The sequence below is a fragment of the Nocardia sp. NBC_01009 genome (assembly GCF_045208035.1).
Taxonomy (GTDB): domain Bacteria; phylum Actinomycetota; class Actinomycetes; order Mycobacteriales; family Mycobacteriaceae; genus Nocardia.
On sequence record NZ_CP108695.1, the window covers coordinates 594,221 to 615,078 of the forward strand.

The following is a 20,858-nucleotide window of genomic DNA, read 5'->3' on the forward strand; positions in this document are numbered from 1 at the left end:
CGGGGCCCTCCGTGGTCACGGCGCGCTACCGCTTCCGGGCCCTTCGCGTCCTTATTGGTTGGGTATGCCGGCATCGGAACCAGCGTTCGATGCTTCATTCACCGGTAGATCGGCCACGCCATCGGTTACCCCGACCAGCGCGTGCCGAAGCACCCGATCGCCGAACCGATAGCCCTTGCGCATGACCACACCGATCACCGGGTCGTGCCCGGAACCTTCGTGCTGCACGGCCTCGTGCAGGGTCGGGTCGAAAGGCTCACCCTCCGAACCGAATTCCTCGAGGCCCTGCTTTGTCAGCGCGTCGGACAGCTTGTCGGCGACCGCCTTGAGCGGTCCGGTCTCCAGGTCGCCGTGCGCACGGGCCCGATCGAGATCGTCGAGCACGCCGAGCAATTCGGTGACCACCGCGGCCTTCGCGGCGTCGATGGTCGCCTTACGGTCCCGCTCGACCCGGCGCCGGTAGTTGGCGTATTCCGCGGTCAACCGCTGCAGGTCGGCAGTGCGCTCGGCCAACTCGCCGCTGATGCTTTCGGCCAGAATCGCGGCCCCCTCGTCGGCTGCGAGCACGGCGTCGGCACCGTTGCTCCCATCCGGGCCGGCCGCGGCAGCGTCTGCTGCGGCCGGTTCCCGAATCTCGCCGGTCTCCGGATCAACTTTGCGGTTGTCGACGAAGGTGATCGGCTCTTGTTCGGGGTTACGCTCCCCCGAATTTCCCTGGGTCACTTCTTCTCCGTGTCGACCGGCTCGTCCACAACTTCGGCATCCACGACCTGGTCATCGTCGGCAGAGCTCGACGCACCGTTGCTCGAGGCCGCGGACTCCGCCGCCGACGCCTCGTAGATGGCCTGGCCCAGCGCCTGCGACTCGGTCGCCAGCTTCTCCACAGCCGACTTCACCGCGGCGATGTCGGTGCCCTTGAGCGCCTCGTTGGCCTCGGCGATGGCCGCCTCGACCTTCTCCTTGACGTCGCCGGGGACCTTGTCCTCGTTCTCCTTGATGAACTTCTCGGTCTGGTGCACCAGCGACTCGGCCTGGTTGCGGGTCTCGGCCTCCTCGCGGCGGGCCTTGTCCTCGGCGGCGTGCGCCTCGGCGTCCTTGACCATCCGGTCGATCTCTTCCTTGGACAGGCCGGAGCCGTCCTGGATCTTGATCGTGTTTTCCTTGCCGGTGCCCTTGTCCTTCGCGGTCACGTGCACGATGCCGTTGGCGTCGATGTCGAAGGTGACCTCGATCTGCGGCACGCCACGCGGGGCCGGCGGGATGCCGGTCAGCTCGAAGGAACCGAGCAGCTTGTTGTGCGAGGCAATCTCGCGCTCACCCTGGAACACCTGGATCTGCACCGACGGCTGGTTGTCATCGGCCGTGGTGAAGGTCTCCGAACGCTTGGTCGGAATGGTGGTGTTGCGCTCGATGAGCTTGGTCATCACGCCACCCTTGGTCTCGATGCCCAGCGACAGCGGGGTGACATCGAGCAGCAGGACGTCCTTGACCTCGCCCTTGAGCACACCGGCCTGCAGCGCGGCGCCGACGGCGACGACCTCGTCCGGGTTCACGCCCTTGTTGGGCTCCTGGCCACCGGTCAGTTCCTTGACCAGTTCGGTGACGGCAGGCATACGGGTGGAGCCACCGACGAGCACGACGTGGTCGATGTCCTTGACCGAGATGCCGGCGTCCTTGATCACGGACTGGAACGGCGCACGGGTGCGGTCGAGCAGGTCCGAGGTGATCTTCTGGAACTCGGCGCGGGTCAGCTGCTCATCGAGGAACAGCGGGTTCTTGTCCGCGTCGACGGTGATGTAGGGCAGGTTGATCGAGGTGCTCTGCGAGGAGCTCAGCTCGATCTTGGCCTTCTCGGCGGCCTCACGCAGCCGCTGCAGCGCCATCTTGTCCTTGGTCAGGTCGATGCCCGCACTGGCCTTGAACTTGTCGACCAGCCAGGTGACAACGCGCTCGTCCCAGTCGTCACCACCGAGGTGGTTGTCACCGGAGGTCGCGCGGACCTCGACGACGCCCTCGCCGATTTCCAGCAGCGAGACGTCGAAGGTGCCGCCACCGAGGTCGAAGACCAGGATGGTCTGTTCCTTGTCGCCCTTGTCCAGGCCGTAGGCGAGCGCGGCCGCGGTGGGCTCGTTGACGATGCGCAGCACGTTGAGGCCGGCGATCTGGCCGGCTTCCTTGGTGGCCTGGCGCTGTGCGTCCTCGAAGTAGGCGGGGACGGTGATGACCGCGTCGGTGATCTCCTCACCGAGGTAGGCCTCGGCGTCGCGCTTCAACTTCATCAGCGTGCGCGCGCTGATCTCCTGCGGCGTGTACTTCTTGCCGTCGATCTCGACGCTCCACTCGGTGCCGATGTGGCGCTTGACCGAGCGGATGGTGCGGTCGACGTTCGTGACCGCCTGGTTCTTGGCCGGCTGTCCGACCAATACCTCGCCGTTCTTCGCAAAAGCAACGATCGAGGGGGTGGTGCGCGATCCTTCCGAGTTGGCGACGACGACCGGCTCTCCGCCTTCGAGAACGGCGACGACCGAGTTCGTGGTCCCGAGGTCGATTCCGACCGCACGAGCCATGGTTTTCCTCCTAGTTGACGTAACTATTTGTGTCGGTGCTGGGCGAACGATCGCCCTGCGGCCAGTTGTCCTGTGCCGCGAGACCTCGCCCCCAGCACCTCACGGAGCACGGTCTCAGCAACGCTGAGCGTGGTCGGCTCAATCCTGCACCGGTTTGCGGTCGGGAGTCAACTCAAACTTGAGCCAGACATACTCAACATTGCCGAACAGCTCAACCGGCGGCCCGCGCGATGTATTCCCGAACCCGGATGAACGGGTTGCCGCTCGGCATTCTCGCCGGCCGGACAGGGGAGGTCAGGGATGTGCGCCACCTGTGACGATTGCCACCCACGGATGTCGACCGGTCACTCCGGCTGACCACCCCCTTCGGTGCGTTCGACGACTCGCTTCACGCGCGTGGCCCGCATAACTCAGCATCACCACCGAAGGCAGAGGCGAGGCTGGACAATTTAATAATCGGTACCGTACCGTTTATTAAATGACGAACACGGTACTCATCGCAGGTGCTGGCCCCACCGGGCTGGCGTTGGCCGTCCATCTGGCATTGCGTGACATCGATGTCCGCGTTGTCGACGCTGCCGACGGCCCGGCCACCACGTCGCGAGCGCTCGGCCTACAACCGCGAGGCGTCGAGGTGCTGGAACGTATCGGCGCGCTCGGCGACCTACCGGAGCGATCGCGCTCACTGCTGAACATGTACTACAACGAAGGACCACGGACGAAACTGCGCCTGCAGGTCGGCCGAGCCGCCGCTGCGCTGCCGAAACAGGCGCTACTGATCTCACAGGCCGAAGTCGAGGAGTCGCTGCGGCAACGGTTCCATGAGCTCGGCGGCAAGGTCGAATGGTCAATGAAGCTGGTCGGGGCGCAACAGCACACCGACCGTGTCACCGTCACCCTGTGCAGCAGCGGCCAGACCGAGCAGCACGTCGATACCGAATGGCTCATCGGCTGCGACGGCGCTCACAGCACCGTGCGCAAGATCGCCGGAATTGGTTTTCCGGGGCAGAAACTCATCGAACGACTTCTGATGGTCGACGTGCGCGCCCACTGGCCCTACGACCAGAACGGCAGCACTACCTGGATGGACGCAGGTCATATGCTGTCGGTCACCGCCATGCCGGACAACATGTGGCGCGTGTTCACCGAGCCGCCGGCCGGCTTGCCCGATCAATTATCCGACAACGAAATCTCCGATCGCGTGCTGGATGAGTTCTCCCGCCGCAGCGGAATGAGCCTGGATACGGTTACCGAGATTGCGTGGGCTTCGGAATTTCGCATTCACCGTCGGCTCGCCGAGACCTATCGCCGCGGGCGGATTCTACTGGCCGGTGACTCAGCTCATATTCAAAGCCCGACCGGGGGACAAGGCCAGAACACCGGCCTGGGCGATGCGGAAAACCTGGCTTGGAAGTTGACACTGGTGGCGCGCGGGCAGGCCGACCAACAATTCCTCGACACCTATGAAGGTGAGCGACGGCCGCTGGCACGCAACGTGCTGACCGCAACCAGCACCGCCGTGGACATCATGTTGCCCAACAACCGCTGGAAGCGATGGGTGCGCGATCGGCTGGTCATGCCGCTACTGCGCCTGTCCGTCGTGCAGCGGCGGCTGTGGCTGGTTGCGTCCCAACTGGGCATCAGTTACCGCGGTGGACCGCTTGCGCCTGGATCGCGCTGGTGGGGCCGCCGCCCACGTCCAGGTGATCGCATGCCGGATCTGAGGTGCCAACGCCACGACGGGACCGAAATCACCCTCCACGCGGCGATATCCGGATGCTGGGTGGTGGTTGCGGCAGACCACGACGAAGCCACTCGGCACGCCGACGCGGTAGCGATGCAACTCGGCGTTGATATGGTCCACACCCTCGTGCCGGTACGGACCACCGTGCGCGATGTTTTGCTGATCCGTCCCGACGGGCACCTCGCTTGGCGCGGCCGCCCGGCACCAGAGAAACTATCGGCATGGCTGAACGAGGTCCTGTGGCCGGTGTAGACCGCGGTCGCCCGCGCAACCCTGGCAACGACACCGCCATATTGGACGCCGCGCTCGATCTACTGATCGAGCGCGGTGCCGCCGGGACGAGCATCGAAGCGGTCGCTCGCAGCGCGGGTGTCGCGAAACTGACCGTCTACCGGCGCTGGCAGTCCAAGGAAGAACTCCTGATGGCCGCCCTGGAACACGGCCGCAATCCTGACTCGGAGGCGCCCGAAACCGGACAAACCATCGAAGAACTGGTCGACTTCATCGCCAAGACATTGGGCCGACCACGCTTCCGCGCGCTGATGGCACGAGTAATCGGCGCCTCCGTCGACTATCCGGAACTGGTGAACACCTACACCCGGCGATATCTACTGCCCCGGCTGACATCACTGACCGACACCGCTCAACAGGCCATCGATGCAGGACGATTCCCAGCTGGCACCGACCCGAACGCCGTGCAGGACATCCTGGCCGCCTCGATCGCGATCACTCTCCTCAGCGGCGAGACCGCAACCGCTGACCACATTGCCCACCGACTCTGGACCCTGTTGCGCCACATAGGCTATCGCGAACAGTCCGACTGATCCGGAGCTGTTGACAACACGGCGTAGACGACACGGCGAGGTTGTTCATTCGCCGACCAGAAAACCCTGGCGGCGTGGAGGATCTGTTCCGAGAGATGCTCGCCTGCGTTGGCCCTGGCGAGCATCAGGGCCCGACAGCTCGATGAGCCTTCGCGCTCGTCGTCGGCGGCGCGCTCACCGAATTCGTCCAGCTTGCCGATCATATTGCGGAGCCGTCGACGTGTGCGCCACGCAGCGGGCTGTCGGCGCGCGCCACATCCCCGGCCAGGGCGGCGATGCCGCAGCCTCGCGCCGTGTCGCGATGCTTGACCGACAGGTACCGCTCGTAATGTCCTCGATCCGGAGCCGCGCGAACGAATCGCTCTGCATTTTTTGAGTCGATACTCTACATTCGTAGAGTGGCCGTAAAGAGGGCGGAGTCGGCCTTGGGCAGAACCCGATCCGCGAAACGTTCAACCGCAGCGAAATGTTGGGCCTAGGGGCGGGTTCGATCCCGAAACGGCGGTGGCAGCGGTCGAGTCGAGTACGAAAGGCCAGCCCGGACAAGAATTTCCGGTCCGTACGTGGAGGAGCAGGTAGGTGTTCGAGGGGCTGGACGAGATCGACTGGGACGCGATGGACAGCGGGTTCGACTCGGCGCGGACGGTGCCCGAGTTGCTGCGCGAGGCAGCGTCCGACGATCCGCAACAGAGCGATTTAGCACTCTGCCAACTGGCGGATTGGCTCCACGTGAGTACCTTCGGCTACGACTACAACCCCATCGACGGGATCGATGGGCCGCGGCTGGCAGCGATTTCCACACCGTTCCTGCTCGAGCTGGCATTGAACCCGCTGCACAGCATGCGATCGACGATTCTGAAGATGATCGCCGCCATCATGGGTGTGAACGAACACGACGAGACCCAGCCGTTCCGCCTGTGGCGAGACGACGAGATGGCCACGATGCCCGTGTTGCGGCATCGGCAGAGCGCCCGTTCGGCGGTCGGCCGTGCGGTACCGGACCTGATGTGGCTTCTGGCCGATCCCGACGCGGACGTCCGGCGGGCGACGCCACTGGTGCTGGCGCCCTGCGCCGAGCAATGGCACACCGTGATCCCGGCCCTGCTGGAACGTGTCGAGGCGGAGTCCGATCCGAACGTGAAGTTGAGGGTCGTCACCGTCCTGGGTTCGATTGCGAAGGGCTGGCCCGATCCAGCGGCCGACTTCGGCATTCCGGCGAAGCTGGTCGAGTTACTCGGCGACGACGGCGATCCGGTCGGTCAACTGATCGCCGCGGTCACCGTCTTGCAAGTGAATTCGGCGGCTTTGCCGGGCGGAGTGGACAGGGCTGTGGTGGGTGCGGTGCATCGACTGTCGGAGGTCGAGTTACCGGAGTTGTCCGGTAGCGACGCCTGGATGTACGGCACCACGAACGAGTGGATGGCCTACCTGATCCACAGCATGTGCGACGAACTGGATAACCGGCCGGAGGAACAGACCAAGTTATTGCGTGGACTTTTCACCGCACCGCAGCCGGAGATTCGACGCAAGTCATGCCACATGGCCAGGCGGCTGATAAACACCTGGCGCGGCGATCACTCGACGTTGATCACCAGCGTGGCAACACAACTGGCAGACACCGACGTCTGGAAGACAGCAGCAGAAGAGCTATCGCACCTGGGATCGGCGATCGCACCCGCAGCCGACCACATCTTCGCTGTACTCGATCAATACCCGCGGATCACCGAGCTGCGCGAAATCCCGCAGCGGCTACAAGACCGCTGGATACCGATGCGGTGGCTCGAGCTGCACTCCAATCACCCGCCCCGCGTCGGCCCACTGCTGGGATTGGCCGCGCAATCCGGCGATCCGAGGGCTGTCCAGGCGCTGCGGTGGGCATTGGAACTCGATACCCCGCCATTCGGACTCGACGATGCGCTGGCGGCGCTGGGTGCGCCTGCTCTGGAGTTGTTGCCGCTGATCCGTCGTCGCATGCTCGAGCTGCACGAACTGTATCCACGCACCCCGCTCGACGATTACTATCGGCCGGCAATGGCATTGGCGCGAGGGCTCGGTCGGCTCGGCGCGGCGGCGGCAGCAGCCGCCGAGGATGTGGTCGCGATCCTGCCGAGCGATTCCCGGATCCTAGTCGAGGTGCTCGGGCGCTTCGGCCCAGCGGCAGGTGCCACCGCCCCGGCCGTGCGGCCCTTCCTGGCCCACTCCGAGCCGCGAGTGCGCTGGGATGCCGCCGCGGCATGGTGGCGACTCACCGGCGATCCTGAACCTGCACTGGTACTGGCACTGGACGCATTCAGGGCAGACGCCTTCTCGTTCCGTGCTACCGAGATCGCCGGAAACCTGGGACCTGCCGCAGCCGCATGCGTGCCGCACCTGCGACGCCTGATCGACAGCCCGGAGCGGAGGGAGGCATCCCATGCCGCAATAGCGCTGTGGCGCATCACCGGGGAGCCGGGGCCGACAGTGACCACACTCCTGGAGCACAGCACCACCGCCCTCCCTAAATCGGACGCTGAGCGCGCGTCCGCCAGAGATTTCACCGACGACTGGCTGATCGACGCGGCCGATTGTTTCGCAGAGATCGGACCCGCCGCCGCAGCAGCCGCTCCACTGCTGGCGACCGAGCTGGCCCATCCCCGCCGCCGCGATACCAGCGCGAGCCACGACAACAACCTCTGCCGCGCCTTCCGACGCGCGTTGGACAGCATCTTCGCCATCTGATCCGAACCAGCGTCGGTAGTTCCACGCCAGATCAAGATGGACAGCTCCTCTTTTAGCGCTCGTAGCGTGCAAGGGTGTCAGGCGCTTCAGACAATGCAGAGTCACGTAACAGTCGGGACCTTGGATTCAACCTCGACAGCCGTGTCATCGCAGGCCAGGACTGTGCGCCAGTTGTGATCAGCACGTAGCTGGTCGGGGAGTGACAAGGCGATCGTTGTCACCGGGCTGGTCTGCGTGATCTGCGACAACCTCTCGGCGAACAAGCCGCCCGAATTCGTCCCCGGCCGCCGCGTCCTAGTTGCATCCGATCGAGGCCCGGTTCAACCCGGAAGGGTCGCCCGGTTGGGCAGTTAGGCCGTATCCGGGCACAGCACCGGCGCTCCGTACCACTGGCAGACCAGCAGCGCGAGCTCGACGTCGAGCCTGTCCTCGGTGATAGGCCTGCCGCGCCGCGATACCGCCCGCCCGACCCGGTATTTCACCGTATTGGAGTGCAGATCGAGTTCTGTGGCGGCCGCCTTGTAGCTGGACCCGGCGCGTAGGAACACCCGTAATGTCTCGCGCAGCCATGCGTCGTTCTTATTGTCGGTGGCCAAGTCGCCGAGCACCTCGCAAACCCATTCCCTGACCTCCGCGATCCCGCCGCCGAGCAGGGCCGCCGCCACCGACAATCCCGGGTCGCCGGCTGCGATGATGCTCGATTCCGCGTCTCCACGCGCCAGCGCGACCGAGCGCACACCTTGGGCGAGCCGATGCGACCGGCGGAACCCCGACACTCCGGAGGCCACCGTGCCGATCGCCACCCGCGGCGCATCCGGATACGCGGCCGCGAAACCACGGACCTTGGCGACAGCGTCGGGCTGCGCCGACCGATACGGCAGCCATGCCCAGGCGCTCATCCGATCGTCGGCGACGAACAGCGGGCGGGCGGCGGCATCTGCCACCTCGGCCGATTCGCGGACGAATCGTTGCAGCCCGGCGAGCTCGTCAACATGGGCGCCGGCGCCCGGGTACCAAACGATAAGTGCCAGATGGAACCAATGCAGTGGGTAACGGATCGATTCGGTGGCGGCATCGATATCGACGGTCCTCTTACCCGCCAGCACTTCGCGGACCCGAAGCGCACGGGCGCTGTTGCGGTCGTCCAGCCACTGCTCGCGCTCGCCTTCGTAGGCGGCGACGACCTGCTGGATGATCTGGTCGAGGTATTCGAACAGCCTGGTGCTGATCGCCTCCACGACGATGACCTGATCCACCGGCGCGATATCACTGGCCAGCAGATCGGCGAAAACCATCTTGGTCAGACGCCGCTGGCCGACATGGTAAGCGCGAACCAGGGCATTGAGCGGGACCTCGTGCTGGGCCAAGCGCCTGCTGTACTCGATGGCCGCCACGGGCGCGTGGATCCGCGCCGCCGGGATGTCGTGCTCCAACGCGTGCAGCAGTGTGTTGATATTGGCCTGCACGCTGGCCCCGAGCAGTTCGATGGTGTGGACGTCGGCACGCAACTCAGGTATCTCGTCCTCGACTACGCGCGAGATACCCACGTTGACGTTCGTCACCCGCTCGTTCATGCGGGCGGCGATCTTCGCGATACAGCGGCTCACATCGACATCACCGTCGCGACGAAAAGTCGTCACCACCCAATGGTAGTTACATCGCAGCGACCCGCGGCGACGAATACGAGGTCGACTTGTTCTCCGGCGACAAATCACGCGACGAATTTCGTCAACGCACGACGATGACGAGCAGCACCGATATTTCTACCGTTGTGGTCATTCCTCGCACCACACCTCCTCTTCGAGGACCGCCCTTGATTCTTTCGACCCTCCCGGACCGTCGCGCCGCCGCCGCGCCGCACGCACCCGCCATCACCGACGACAACATCGACCTGAACAACACCGAATTTCTGGCCGCCGTGCGACGGGCCGCCGCCTCCCTGCGCGCCGCGGGCGTTTCGACGGACGATGTAGTCGCGATCATGCTGCCCGATACCGCAGCCCTCGTCGTATCCCTGTTCGCCACATGGCGTTTGGGTGCCACGGCCGCCCCGATCGACCCATCGCTGACCGCCCCGGAGGCCAGCTACCAGATGGCCGAGGCGGGCGCCAAGGTGCTGGTCGCCGCGCAGCGGCCCGCCTTCGACGCTCCGGTCCAAGCCGTCATATCCGCCGACGAACTCACCACGGCAGACCCCGCCGTCCTGGAAGCGGCGTGGCCCAGCGACGACGCACCGGCGCTGATCATCCACACCAGCGGGAGCACCATCGGGCCGAACCGCGTGATCCTCGACCACATGAACCTCGACGCAATGTGCCGATTGGCGATCGAGGCATTCGCACTCAACGACGCCGACCACAGCCTGTTGATCCAGCCGCTGTTCCATACCAACGGCATCGTGGTGGGCACCTTGTCGCCGCTACTCGCCGGTGGCCGCGCCACCATAGCCGGCCGGTTCAGCCCCACGTCGTTCTTCGACCGGATCGAACGCAGTCATGCCACCTACTTCTCCGCGGACCCGACCATGTACACGGCGCTGTCCGATCTGCCCGCCCAGATACGGCCGAACACCTCGTCGGTGCGGTTCGCTATCGGCGGCGCGGTGCGGGCCAACCTCGAACAGCGGACCAAGTTCGAACACCGCTACGGCATACCGATCATCGACAGTCACGGGCTGACCAACATTCCTGGGCGAACACGTTCAACCGCTAACCGGCGTCGACTGGCTCATCTGTAGGCATACGTCGGTTAGACCTAATGCCGCCGCGGCATGGTGGCGACTCACCGGTGATCCCGAACCCGCACTGGCACAGGCACTGGACGCATTCGGGCATTGCTGGATCCGGACGCCCCGTAGCCCGTTGGATCTCCCGATGGGTGACGGGCTTTCGCCGCAGCCCTGAGCTGTCGCTGTAGTCTCAGCAGCGGCCAGGGAGCGAGCTGCCGGAGGAAAGCTGCGCATAGGATTCGTTCACATAGCCGTATCCCGATCCTCCTTTAGGCCCTTGGATTTTCAGCCATCTTGCGGAAACCCCATAGGTACCGCTCATGTCGGGACCGTTCACCCAGCAGACTATTATTACGTGCGTATTAGTGGGCAGGTAATCAACTTTCGAGCTGTCGACCGTGGGCTTCTGAAAGACATAGACCGTCGTGAGTCCCTGCGGTGCCACCAATGTTGCGCTAGCCAGGGGCGTCGAGGTTTGAGACGAAGGGCTCGGCTTCGTCGTGACTGTTTTATTGGAGTTCAATGGTGGTTGAGAAGTAGAGATACCGGCTCCTCTTCCGTCCCCATCGTTACCCGGATCGCGAGGATACAACCAAGCCAGCAGCGCTATTAGGACCCCCAGCACGGTAGCGACACCAACCATTATCTCCCAACGTGGGATGTTCACCCCGCAATCCTCCTTCTCAGACTCCATCGCCGGAATGACAAGCAAGAACCACTACAACCAGTGCCGGTCCGATCAATTCGACCTGGGGGCTGGCGGGATAGATCCTACGGAGGAGTACGAGGAACATGTGAGGGCTACTTCAACCGGGCGTGTCACCCTTGGCGGCGGTAGCCGCAGCGGCCGGAGATGTGTGGGTCAAGCCCAAACGCGTGGTGTAGCGGGGATGGTCACCGGTGATCCGGCTTTCATTAGGCGGTGAGAGCTGCGGGGGTGGTCTCCTCCTGTTCGGTGGGGTCGGTGGTGTCACGTGAGCGGGCCAGGACATCGAGTCCGAGGTAGCGGCGGCCTTCGATCCATTCGTCGTGCTGTTCGGCCAGGACGGCCCCGACGAGACGGATGATGGCGGTGCGGTCGGGGAAGATGCCGACGACGTCGGTGCGGCGCCGGATTTCCTTGTTCAACCGTTCTTGAGGATTGTTCGACCAGATCTGGCGCCAGATCTGTTTGGGGAAGCTGGTGAACGCAAGCAGGTCGGCGCGGGCCGCATCGAGGTGACCGGCCACCTTCGGCAGTTTTTCGGTCAAGGCGTCGAGCATCCGATCATATTGTGCGGCAACCGATTCCGGGTCGGCTTGATCGAAGACTGAATGCAGCAACGTGCGAACCCAGGGCCACGATGCCTTCGGTGTGATCGACATGAGATTGACCGTGTAGTGGGTGCGGCAGCGCTGCCAGGAGGCGCCGGGAAGGGTGGCGCCGATCGCGGCCACCAGTCCGGCGTGGGCGTCGCTGGTGACGAGGCTGACCCCGGACAGGCCGCGGGCGACCAGGTCGCGGAAGAACGCCAACCAGCCCGCGCCGTCTTCGCCGCTGGTGACCTGGATGCCCAGGATTTCGCGGTAGCCATCGGCGTTGACGCCAGTCGCGACCAGGGTGTGGACATTGACCACGCGGCCGTTCTCGCGGACCTTCAACACCAGGGCATCGGCAGCGACGAACGTGTAGGGCCCCTGGTCGAGCGGGCGGGTGCGGAACGCCTCGACCTGCGCGTCCAAGTCGGCGGCCATGATCGAGACCTGTGATTTGGAAAGCTTTGTGACACCGAGTGATTCGACAAGGCGCTCCATCCGTCGGGTGGACACACCGAGCAGATAGCAGGTCGCCACCACAGAGGTCAGGGCCCGTTCGGCGCGTTTGCGGCGTTCGAGCAGCCAGTCCGGGAAATACGTGCCCTGGCGCAGTTTCGGGACCGCCACGTCGATCGTGCCGACCCGAGTGTCGAAGTCGCGGTGGCGGTAGCCGTTGCGGTGGTTGACCCGATTCTCGCTGCGTTCGCCGTAGCCGGCACCGCACACAGCGTCGGCTTCGGCGCCCATCAGTGTCTGGATGAACGTCGAGAGCATGTTCCGCAGCAGGTCAGGGCTGGTGACAGCGAGTTGGTCGGACAGCATCTTGCCCGGGTCGATAGGCTGGACAGAGGTCATCGCGTGAAACTTCCTTCTCATGACTTGGTAGGTCTTCTGAAGGATCACGCGGTGACCATCCCATTCACGGTTACGACACACCCTTGCGCTGCAAGGGCGTTCAGTTCGTACACCATCTTGATGGACTCAACCGATGTGTGCTCGAAGCCCGGCCACATGCGTCCTGAACTGCCGCTGCCTATGGCCGTATGCTCACTGCTGGGACACCATGTGGCTCAACGCGGAATCCGACCAGACCGCCAACATCTCATGACGAGCACAAACGGTAACCCCGCTTCTCCCCTGGAGTGCAGTGGCAGTACTTAGTCGTGCTGCCGGTTTCCGCTCCGTTCTCAGGGCATGGGGCCATGCCTCGCCAGAGCCCGCCTACCGGCGCTGACGCAGGTACTCGTCGTGTTCGAGGTCTTCGCGGTAGTAGCGCTGGGTGAGAGTCATGAGGCGATGGATTTCGGCTGCCATGGCATGGGGAGCAAGGGGTTTGGCGATGATGGGGTCGCCGGTTTTAACGTAGTAGCGGCCGTCTTCGTAGTCCATCCACCAGAAGCCGCGGCCGAAGCCGGGGCGGGCGTCGAGGGCCGGGCCGGAGAATACGGTGATTTCGCCGATGGCGAGCCGGGGGCGTTTGAAGAGGCGGTCCAGCTGTTCGACGAGGCTGATTTCGTAGGGTGCGCGGACCGCGCGGTCTCGATCGGCCGCGAGCGTTTCGCGGCGCACCTCTAGTGGTTTACTGGTTCCGGCGCGCATCTTCGGCAGGGCCGCTACCGCTTGTTCGGCAACTTTCTTTGCGGAGCAATAACTTACGATTACGTCGGCACCGGTATCGAGAGCCGCGCCCGGCAGCTGGACCAGGGTCGCACCCGCTTTGCCGCGCACCGCGCCGTGAAATCGGTAGACGGCCAAGGGGTCTCGGTTGTCGAAACCTTTCGACTCGATCCGGGTGTCAGGTTCCAGCAGTATGTCCAGTGCCCGCTCCAGATCGACTGCGTACTTGCCGAGCAGGGCGTCGACCGCAGCCTCGCGCTGCCTTTTCAACGCGCTGAAATCCATTTCCTCGGGCCGGAATTGGAGCGGATAGGGCAGCCGGTCACGACCGTAGGCGGCCCAGAGGATCTCGAACTCTTGGCCGGTGAAGCGCCAATCAACCATGGTCCCCACCGATAACCGGCGGTACCGATTTCGGCAGCGAATCCAGGCCGGTTACCTCCTCGCCATTCTGTCTGTTGATCAGGTAGTCCTTCGTGCCGGAGGTCTCACGGTCGTCGTCCTTGCCCTTGCCTGCCGCGCCTGGCGCGACACCGGACGTGCCGGCGGTGCCCGGCCGGTTGCCGGTGCCCGCGGACGCCGCGAGCGGGTTCGCGCCGGATTGCTGAGGCACGCCGGGAATGCTGCGGCCCGGGGCCGGGGTGCCAGGAGTGCCTGGAATGCCTGGGCCGCTCGGCCTTCCGGGTGTGCTGGGTGCGCCGGTGGAGCGCGGTGGAATCGTTGGGGCCGGGGTGGTCGGACTCGGTGTTGTCGGACTCGAGGTGCCGGTGCCGCTCGGTGTGTTCGCCGGGGTGCCAGGCGTGTTCGCAGGCGAAGCAGGCTGTTGCGTCGCGCTGGCCGGGTTTACCGATTGTGGTGTCGTCGCGGCCGGGTCGGTGACGAGTGGCTGTTCGGGGCTGCCACCCGGCTCTTCGGAGCCCGGGTTTCCGGTGCCTTCGGGAACTTCGCTCGGTTTTCCGGGTTCGCCGGAACCGGTCGGGCCAGGGGATGTGCCACCGGGCGGTGCGACAGGCGGTTGCGCCGGGTCGTCGACGATCGGCGGCGCGGCGGGCAGGACAGGAACGCCGTGGTCGGTCTGGTTCACCACCTGACCGAAGACTGTGCGCAGCACCCGGCGCGCCTCCTGGGTGGCCTCCTCCTCGGTGTAGTCGCCGCTCTTCATCACGCCTTCTTGCGGCAGCGTCTTGCCGTGGAGGTCCGGGCGTTGCGTGGCCTGCGGCATCAAGGCTTGGGTTTGCTCCAGCCCGGTTTGCAACTCGAGCAGTTTGAAACTCACTAATGCCGCTGCCCCGGAGAGGTTTTCGGACTTCTTGGCATAGTTGTTCACCGCAGCGGCCGCCGCCGCACCGGACTGCCCCGTCCACCCGCCGTGCCCGCCATCACCGTTGACGGTGTGGGCGAAGTGCTGGTTGAACAACGTTGTCGCGGCAGTGAGCTGCGCCCCGATTCTCAGCCACGCCTCCCCGGCCTGCCGGGCGGCACTCGGCCGCATCGCGTCGACGGCCTCGACCATCTGCGCCAGCGTCATGCTGTCGTAGTTGTCCGGACCGGGGATTTTGGGCGGATCGAACTCGCCCGTGAAGTTGCCGGTCAACGAGTTCGTGCTGGTGTAGATCGCTTCCCGATCGCGGTTCCATTGCTCCTGCGCGGCGATGATGCGGGCGCGGTAGTCGTCGTAGGAGGTCATTGCGGGATGTCCACTCCGGTGAGTTGATCGGCGCGAGTTTGGTCGATCTCCACGAAGTTCGAGATTGCTTTGGCTACAACTTCTTTCGCCATTTTGACGGTATCTATGTGTTGCTGGAGCACGGTGTCTATGGACTGCTCGGTACCGGTGGCCTTCAAGCTGAACTTTTCTTCGAGAGCCTTGCTTGACGGAAACGGGCCGAACCCAGTGACGAACGTCACGCCGCGAGTCAACTGGAGAATATCGCCGAGTTGGGTGAGGAATTCGTCGCACACCTTGTCCAGTCCGTTGCCGACATCGGGATGCAGTGATATCTCGCCAGCATTGGCTAAATCGAGTACCCGACGCCACTCCGCCGGATCAACACCGAACTCCATGGTTCCCCTCAACTCCCGGGCAGATATCTGACCAGATCGTCGATATGCCGACGCGCCTCGACACACGGTTCACCCTGTTTGCCGATCTCGTATCGAGTGGAGACTTCGAAGGACACCGTTCCTTGCGGCACCTCGATTGCAGTGCCGCACGTTAGCCGCTTGGTGTCGCCGACACGGAGGAAGTCGACCGCCTGGCGCGAGCCGATAGTCCGAGGTGTGAAAGCCTCGAAGTCACGGCGTTTCTTGAAGTCATTCAGCGTTGGTGTCCCCGAGTAGATCGCCAACTCGTACCACCGCGCCGACGCGCGCCAACTGCACACTTTCCAGCCGTCGAAGTCGACACCCGCGACATCCTTTTTCTTGCTTGCTGGGTCGAGCCTAGTGGCAGATATTGCCGACTCCGGCAGATCACACGGATTCCACAGCGCCGCATCGGGATCAGCAGATTTCGTCGCCGCAGCCGTCGACGTCGTACTCGCCGCACCCGTTGTGGTCGCAACTGGGCTGGCGGAGTCCTCACACCCAGCCAAGAACAGCACAGTGCCGATCGCGAGGGCAACACCGCGCAGCACATTCCCCCTGCTCGTCATAGGTTCCTCGCCGCCGGTGGACCGCCATGTCGGTAGGGCCGGACCGGCTTTTCCGCCCCCTGTCAGCTCTCTGTTGACGGTACTGGCCGGTCAACCGGCGGTGCAAGCGAACTCGGCGGTTGATGCTGGTCTTTCTGGCCAGAAGACACCTCAGAACCGCACACTTCCTGTGATAGGCACCAACTCTGGGTATTGCAGGGGGGTGCAGGTCCAGACACAAAGTGCCGGTCCAGAGATAGGGCACGAAGACTTGAGGAGCGCACGTTGGGGATGAGGCGCCGTGTTTCGTTAGTTGGGGCGGGCTATCGTCAGCTCGGGAGTTAGGAGCGATTGCCCGTCGACACCGTCATGTCGAGCACCGTGCTTCGCACCGCGCCTAGGGCCCGCCTGGTAGGCGGCGGCGCCCGACGGACACTTCATCTTTCAGATCTTCGTAGCCGATCGCCAGCTCAGCGAGCCTCTCCCACGCGTCACCGAGCTCCCCTTTCGAACCGCTTGCCAATGCCGCGAATGCGCAGGCGGTGAACTGGCCGAGCCGGTCGACCACCGCACCGATGGTTTCTGTGTGCACACGTGCCGCACCGAGTGACGGCGGGAGGTGCACGCAGACCCAGTAGTCGATTTCGCGGACCAGGCGTGCACGTTCGTGGTCGATCTCATCGGCTTGCTCGCGGCAGGCACAGAGTCGCCGCTCGTGTAGTTCGGCAAGTTCCTTGGCCGAATGCAGTAGCGGGTGATCGTTGTGCACATCGCCGCGACATGCGGCCAACATCAGGTTTTTTCCAGGCAACGGTGCATCGAGCATCATCGTTCACGCACCTGAGCAGTCGCGCGTACTGACGCGATGACCACCAGCCCGGAAGGACGGAATGCACAGCGCGGCGGCTCGATCCAGCGTCGGAATTGCGGGCACCGATCGGTAGGGGAAGGCAGTGCGATCGCCCCGCCCGCTCGCACTATCGAGACGTTGAGACGGAACATCTCGGCGAACAGACTGTCGTCGTTGGGCAGGTCTGGACGCACCAGGTAACTCCATCGGCTCGACCGGGGATGCGACATGATGGGTCCGGTATCTTGTTGCCTGCGTTGCATTTCCCGTCGCACTGCATGCCCGAGATCGGTGGGCATCATCACCGCCCACACAATCCCCGCTTTGACAATGATCCGTCCGAGTTGCGGCGGGTCAACGATCGCGGGGAGATCGCACACCAGCCGGTAGTACCGGCAGCGGGACACGGGCGTGTCGCCAAAAGCTATGTGGTCCATACGGAGACCTCGAGTCGCATCGGTGATGGATTGGGGCGCCCATGTCCTGGGCGGACTGTGGTGTAGCCAGGATGGAAAGCTTGGAAGCGAAGCAGATTTGGGCTACCTGCCAGGCGCATAACTAGAGCAAAACACCTCCGACCTGCGGGAAGTGTCATAAACTGGGTAACCCAGTTGAACTAACCCGAAAGTGCAGAGCAATCCCCGCGCAGGTGGCTCCCTTCACCCAGAACGGGCGAGCGCCACAACAGAAAGGGCACTTTGACCGACACCGGTTCGACCTTGCCGAGGCGGCAGCTCGGCAGCTACCTGCATGAGGCGCGCACTGCGCTGAACCTGTCGCAGGAGAAGCTGGCAGAGCTCGCAGACCTGAGTTCATCTGTCTTGCAACGACTGGAAAAGGGGGAAGCAACACGGCTGAAAGTCCGTGACCTACAGGCAGTTTGCGATGTCTTGGAGATGTCCGACGAGATGACCACCGCCATGGTCGGACTATTGCGCCAAGGAGCCGAGAAGAGCTGGTGGCACGAATACGGCAATCTGATCCCAGCCACATTCGATGTGTACGTCGGGCTCGAAACCGCGGCACGGAGGCTGAACACGTACCAGCCGTCACTGATACCTGGGTTGCTCCAGACTGCCGACTATGCCCGGGCTCTCATGCAGATGGGCTACCCAGCAGAGGACAGTGCTGAGCACGATCGGCGGATCGAGCTCAGGACGAAGCGTCAAACAATCGTCACCAGGAAGCATCAGCCGATCGCGCTCGACGTGGTACTCCACGAATCAGTCCTCCGGAGCACCGTGGGTGGTCCCAATGTCATGGCAGCACAACTTCGATACTTAGCCGAGATAGGAAAGCTGTCCAACGTGACGGTTCGGGTGCTGCCCTTCTCGGCCGGAGCACCGATCGGCCATGCCGTTGGACAATTCGCCATCCTCGAGTTCGGCAAGGATGGGAAGGGGAAGCCGGTCTGGCCCCAGGTCGTCTACTTGGAGACCTTCGTCGGATGCATTTACCTAGAGAAGACCGTTGACGTGCAACTGTACGATCGGGTGCACCAGAGTCTTCAGCAACATTCGCTGGATGTGGCAGCAAGCAGGAGCCTGCTTCGGCAGGTGGCAAAGGAGTTACAAGAGACATGACTGCTGATCTGTCCCGAGCTCAATGGTTCAAGAGCAGCCGCAGCGCCGCTCAAGCCGATTGCGTCGAGGTCGCCTTCCTCGAAGGCGGCGTCGTTGGCGTGCGCGACTCCAAGAACCCGACCGGCCCCGCGCTCGTCTTCACCCCCGGCGAGTGGGACGCGTTCACCGCCGGAGTACAGGACGGCGAGTTCAACCGCGCGTAAGTCTGGGAACGCGAAGAAGCCGCCTCCGTCGACCGGACCCGCAAAAGAAGCGAGACATGACGTCTGATCTGTCCCGAGCTCGATGGTTCAAGAGCAGCCGCAGCTCAATGGGCAAGGACTGCGTAGAAGTCGCGTTCCTCGATGAAGGCCACGTCGGCGTGCGCGACTCCAAGAACCCGACCGGCCCCGCGCTCGTCTTCACCCCCAGCGAATGGGACGCCTTCACCGGCGGCATCCACGACGGCGAGCGACTATCTCTTGACCGAGCCTTGGCGGACCGCGATCTACCGCGGTCCGCGCGGTCGATCATCGGCGCAGGAAGTCCAGTACTGCGCCGGTCTGGCCGAGTACGGCGTGCCCGATGTCCGGGAGGAGTTTCACTGTCGAGGACCTTGCGCCTGTGAGTAGTATCGAGTGCTGTCACTCAAACACCGCTCTGGGACAACAGGTTTGACACCCGGCACACACCCGAAGGGAACTTGACTGTCACATCACTACGGGGCTTCGGGTGGGTCCAACGAGAGTTGAGTGGATGCCGGAATTCCTACTGCCCGCGCGGTTCGGTATCTCCACTAGCCGGCAGGAAACGGCTCAGCATCATGAAGATGCACTGAACTGACCCACGCTGGTGCTCGTTAGCCCTACCGTTTTGCGCGCACCCGACCTGCCGAGGGATCAGCCCTCGACAACCACACCCGTAGTGTGCGTTGTCTTGCGAATTCGTGACTGCCGGAGAGGCATTCCACAGACACGGCTTGGGGACGCTCTGCTGCCTGCCCGTTCCAACGCGCGGTCACAGAGCATGTCTGGCACTGTCGTCTTTTCAATGTCACCGTTGGGAGATCATCTGTGGAAATGCCCGGCACACACAGCTCGCCGATCGATGCCGGTGGGCCCCGCGTCTCGCTCCATTCCGAGGCGTTCGCGAGAGATCCACACAGCGCCTACCGCGCTATGCGTCGTAACTACGGCTCCTTGGTGCCGATCGAACTGTCGCCGGGCATCCCAGCCACCCTGGTGATCGGATATCGCACCGCCGTAAGGATTCTCAACGATCCGGATCACTTCCCCGCTGATCCGCGCGGCTGGGAGAAGAATGTGCCGAGTGAGTGCCCGATTCTGCCGATGCTGGGATGGCGGCCGAACGCGCTGCGCAACACTGGCCTCGACCATCAGCGCTACCGGCAGGCGAACACGGCGGGCATCGCCGAGATCGACGGGCACGCGCTCCACGCCATTGTCGAGAAGCACGCCATCCGGCTGGTGAACACGTTCTGCGAAGACGGTGCCGCTGATTTGATCAGTCAGTACGCGTATCCGCTCGTCTTCGAAGTCCTCAATACGATCCTCGGCTGCACACCAGAGATCGGGCAGAAGGTCGCCACCGGCATGGCCGCGATCTTCGAGGGCATCAACGCGGCCGAGGGCAATGCGATGCTCACCGAAGGCCTGGTGGAATTGGTCCGCTTGAAGCGACAAGAACCTGGCAGCGATGTCACCACGCGGCTGATCGAAGATCCAGCCGCGCTCGATGACGAGGAAATGATCCACCAACTGGTCACTCTCTACGGCGCGGGTATCGAGCCACAGCTGAATTTGATCGTCAACACGCTGCTGCTGATGATGACCGACGACCGGTTCGCGGACAGTGTGCACGGTGGCACACTGTCCACTCGTGACGCCCTCGATGAGGTCTTGTTCACCGACCCGCCGTTGGCGAATTACTGCGTGTCCTACCCCCGCCAGCCGATCCTGATCGACGGAGTGTGGCTGCCCGCGAACCAGCCGGTCGTGATCAGCATGGCCGGCTGCAACAACGATCCGGACATCGGCAGCGGTGAATACACCGATAATCGCTCGCATCTGGCGTGGGGTCTCGGGCCGCATGCCTGTCCCGCGAGGTCGATCGCCTACCTGATCGTGCAGGAGGCCATCGACCAATTGCTCGACGCGCTGCCTGAACTGCGACTGGCCGGCGCCGCCGAAGACCTGGCGTGGCGACCAGGACCTTTCCATCGGGCACTGGCCGCACTGCCTGTCGTCTTCCCTGGATCGTCGCCGTTGCCGTTGCCGTTGCCAGTGTTCTAAGGAGATA

At 63.9% G+C, this 20,858-nt stretch carries 18 protein-coding genes; 8 read left to right on the top strand and 10 right to left on the bottom strand.

Features of this window, described 5'->3' with window-relative positions; translation table 11 throughout:
• Positions 1–51 precede the first annotated feature (51 nt).
• Together grpE and dnaK are read right to left on the bottom strand one after the other, a co-directional pair.
• Positions 52–723, bottom strand: a complete 672-nt coding sequence (gene grpE / locus OHA42_RS02720; RefSeq protein WP_406234285.1) for a nucleotide exchange factor GrpE — start codon at positions 721–723, stop codon at positions 52–54.
• Positions 720–2,567, bottom strand: a complete 1,848-nt coding sequence (dnaK, locus tag OHA42_RS02725; protein ID WP_406234287.1) for a molecular chaperone DnaK — start codon at positions 2,565–2,567, stop codon at positions 720–722. The genes grpE and dnaK overlap by 4 nt, the downstream gene beginning before the upstream one ends.
• Positions 2,568–3,045: 478 nt before the next feature.
• Between dnaK and OHA42_RS02730 the strand changes: the two genes are divergently transcribed.
• The 3 genes from OHA42_RS02730 to OHA42_RS02740 all read left to right on the top strand — a co-directional run bounded on the left by OHA42_RS02730 (position 3,046) and on the right by OHA42_RS02740 (position 7,853).
• Complete coding sequence (locus tag OHA42_RS02730) at positions 3,046–4,563, top strand: FAD-dependent oxidoreductase (RefSeq protein WP_406234289.1); 1,518 nt, start codon at positions 3,046–3,048, stop codon at positions 4,561–4,563.
• The gene (locus OHA42_RS02735) at positions 4,551–5,135 is read left to right on the top strand and encodes a TetR/AcrR family transcriptional regulator (protein ID WP_406234291.1); all 585 of its coding nucleotides are present in this window, start codon (positions 4,551–4,553) and stop codon (positions 5,133–5,135) included. Before OHA42_RS02730 ends, OHA42_RS02735 begins: the two co-directional genes overlap by 13 nt.
• Positions 5,136–5,714: 579 nt before the next feature.
• Complete coding sequence (locus tag OHA42_RS02740) at positions 5,715–7,853, top strand: hypothetical protein (RefSeq protein WP_406234293.1); 2,139 nt, start codon at positions 5,715–5,717, stop codon at positions 7,851–7,853.
• A gap of 350 nt (positions 7,854–8,203) precedes the next feature.
• On the opposite strand, the gene OHA42_RS02745 is transcribed toward OHA42_RS02740, so the two are convergent.
• Complete coding sequence (locus OHA42_RS02745) at positions 8,204–9,493, bottom strand: PucR family transcriptional regulator (RefSeq protein WP_406234294.1); 1,290 nt, start codon at positions 9,491–9,493, stop codon at positions 8,204–8,206.
• A gap of 173 nt (positions 9,494–9,666) precedes the next feature.
• Here OHA42_RS02745 and OHA42_RS02750 point away from each other — a divergent pair, with 173 nt between their 5' ends.
• Positions 9,667–10,590 carry an AMP-binding protein gene (locus OHA42_RS02750; protein ID WP_406234296.1) on the top strand — a complete coding sequence of 308 codons (924 nt, stop codon included), beginning with the start codon at positions 9,667–9,669 and terminating at the stop codon, positions 10,588–10,590.
• Between the two features lie 906 nt (positions 10,591–11,496).
• Here the strand turns inward: OHA42_RS02750 and OHA42_RS02755 are convergent.
• The 7 genes from OHA42_RS02755 to OHA42_RS02785 form a co-directional block, all read right to left on the bottom strand.
• Positions 11,497–12,732: an IS256 family transposase gene (locus OHA42_RS02755; RefSeq protein ID WP_406230349.1), complete on the bottom strand. Its 1,236-nt coding sequence runs from the start codon at positions 12,730–12,732 to the stop codon at positions 11,497–11,499.
• 366 nt (positions 12,733–13,098) lie between these two features.
• The gene (locus tag OHA42_RS02760; RefSeq protein WP_406234298.1) at positions 13,099–13,878 is read right to left on the bottom strand and encodes an ESX secretion-associated protein EspG; all 780 of its coding nucleotides are present in this window, start codon (positions 13,876–13,878) and stop codon (positions 13,099–13,101) included.
• Positions 13,871–15,181, bottom strand: coding sequence for a hypothetical protein (locus tag OHA42_RS02765; protein ID WP_406234299.1), 1,311 nt, complete (start codon positions 15,179–15,181; stop codon positions 13,871–13,873). The genes OHA42_RS02760 and OHA42_RS02765 overlap by 8 nt, the downstream gene beginning before the upstream one ends.
• The gene (locus OHA42_RS02770; RefSeq protein WP_406234300.1) at positions 15,178–15,558 is read right to left on the bottom strand and encodes a hypothetical protein; all 381 of its coding nucleotides are present in this window, start codon (positions 15,556–15,558) and stop codon (positions 15,178–15,180) included. The genes OHA42_RS02765 and OHA42_RS02770 overlap by 4 nt, the downstream gene beginning before the upstream one ends.
• 8 nt (positions 15,559–15,566) lie before the next feature.
• Positions 15,567–16,148, bottom strand: a complete 582-nt coding sequence (locus OHA42_RS02775) for a DUF3558 domain-containing protein (protein WP_406234301.1) — start codon at positions 16,146–16,148, stop codon at positions 15,567–15,569.
• A 376-nt stretch (positions 16,149–16,524) separates the two neighbouring features.
• Entirely contained in the window at positions 16,525–16,956 is a 432-nt protein-coding gene (locus tag OHA42_RS02780; protein WP_406234302.1) for a DUF4254 domain-containing protein, read from the bottom strand.
• Positions 16,953–17,414, bottom strand: a complete 462-nt coding sequence (locus OHA42_RS02785) for a DNA-directed RNA polymerase subunit beta (RefSeq protein WP_406234303.1) — start codon at positions 17,412–17,414, stop codon at positions 16,953–16,955. The genes OHA42_RS02780 and OHA42_RS02785 overlap by 4 nt, the downstream gene beginning before the upstream one ends.
• A gap of 261 nt (positions 17,415–17,675) precedes the next feature.
• On the opposite strand from OHA42_RS02785, the gene OHA42_RS02790 reads away from it, so the two are divergent.
• From OHA42_RS02790 to OHA42_RS02805, 4 genes are all read left to right on the top strand, one after another.
• Entirely contained in the window at positions 17,676–18,560 is an 885-nt protein-coding gene (locus OHA42_RS02790; protein ID WP_406234304.1) for a helix-turn-helix domain-containing protein, read from the top strand.
• Positions 18,557–18,763 carry a DUF397 domain-containing protein gene (locus tag OHA42_RS02795; RefSeq protein ID WP_406234305.1) on the top strand — a complete coding sequence of 69 codons (207 nt, stop codon included), beginning with the start codon at positions 18,557–18,559 and terminating at the stop codon, positions 18,761–18,763. The genes OHA42_RS02790 and OHA42_RS02795 overlap by 4 nt, the downstream gene beginning before the upstream one ends.
• Before the next feature lie 56 nt (positions 18,764–18,819).
• Entirely contained in the window at positions 18,820–19,167 is a 348-nt protein-coding gene (locus OHA42_RS02800; RefSeq protein WP_406234306.1) for a DUF397 domain-containing protein, read from the top strand.
• Between the two features lie 451 nt (positions 19,168–19,618).
• A complete protein-coding gene (locus tag OHA42_RS02805) occupies positions 19,619–20,851 on the top strand; it encodes a cytochrome P450 (protein WP_406234307.1) in 1,233 nt (410 codons plus the stop codon).
• Positions 20,852–20,858: the final 7 nt, after the last annotated feature.

Bases quoted from the DNA above. Each gene is read 5' to 3' on its own strand.
- dnaK (WP_406234287.1), bottom strand. From the start codon at position 2,567: ATGGCTCGTGCGGTCGGAATCGACCTCGGGACCACGAACTCGGTCGTC.
- OHA42_RS02730 (WP_406234289.1), top strand. From the start codon at position 3,046: ATGACGAACACGGTACTCATCGCAGGTGCTGGCCCCACCGGGCTGGCG.
- OHA42_RS02755 (WP_406230349.1), bottom strand. From the start codon at position 12,732: ATGACCTCTGTCCAGCCTATCGACCCGGGCAAGATGCTGTCCGACCAA.
- OHA42_RS02760 (WP_406234298.1), bottom strand. From the start codon at position 13,878: ATGGTTGATTGGCGCTTCACCGGCCAAGAGTTCGAGATCCTCTGGGCC.
- OHA42_RS02765 (WP_406234299.1), bottom strand. From the start codon at position 15,181: ATGACCTCCTACGACGACTACCGCGCCCGCATCATCGCCGCGCAGGAG.
- OHA42_RS02770 (WP_406234300.1), bottom strand. From the start codon at position 15,558: ATGGAGTTCGGTGTTGATCCGGCGGAGTGGCGTCGGGTACTCGATTTA.
- OHA42_RS02775 (WP_406234301.1), bottom strand. From the start codon at position 16,148: ATGACGAGCAGGGGGAATGTGCTGCGCGGTGTTGCCCTCGCGATCGGC.
- OHA42_RS02780 (WP_406234302.1), bottom strand. From the start codon at position 16,956: ATGATGCTCGATGCACCGTTGCCTGGAAAAAACCTGATGTTGGCCGCA.
- OHA42_RS02785 (WP_406234303.1), bottom strand. From the start codon at position 17,414: ATGGACCACATAGCTTTTGGCGACACGCCCGTGTCCCGCTGCCGGTAC.
- OHA42_RS02795 (WP_406234305.1), top strand. From the start codon at position 18,557: ATGACTGCTGATCTGTCCCGAGCTCAATGGTTCAAGAGCAGCCGCAGC.
- OHA42_RS02800 (WP_406234306.1), top strand. From the start codon at position 18,820: ATGACGTCTGATCTGTCCCGAGCTCGATGGTTCAAGAGCAGCCGCAGC.
- OHA42_RS02805 (WP_406234307.1), top strand. From the start codon at position 19,619: ATGCCCGGCACACACAGCTCGCCGATCGATGCCGGTGGGCCCCGCGTC.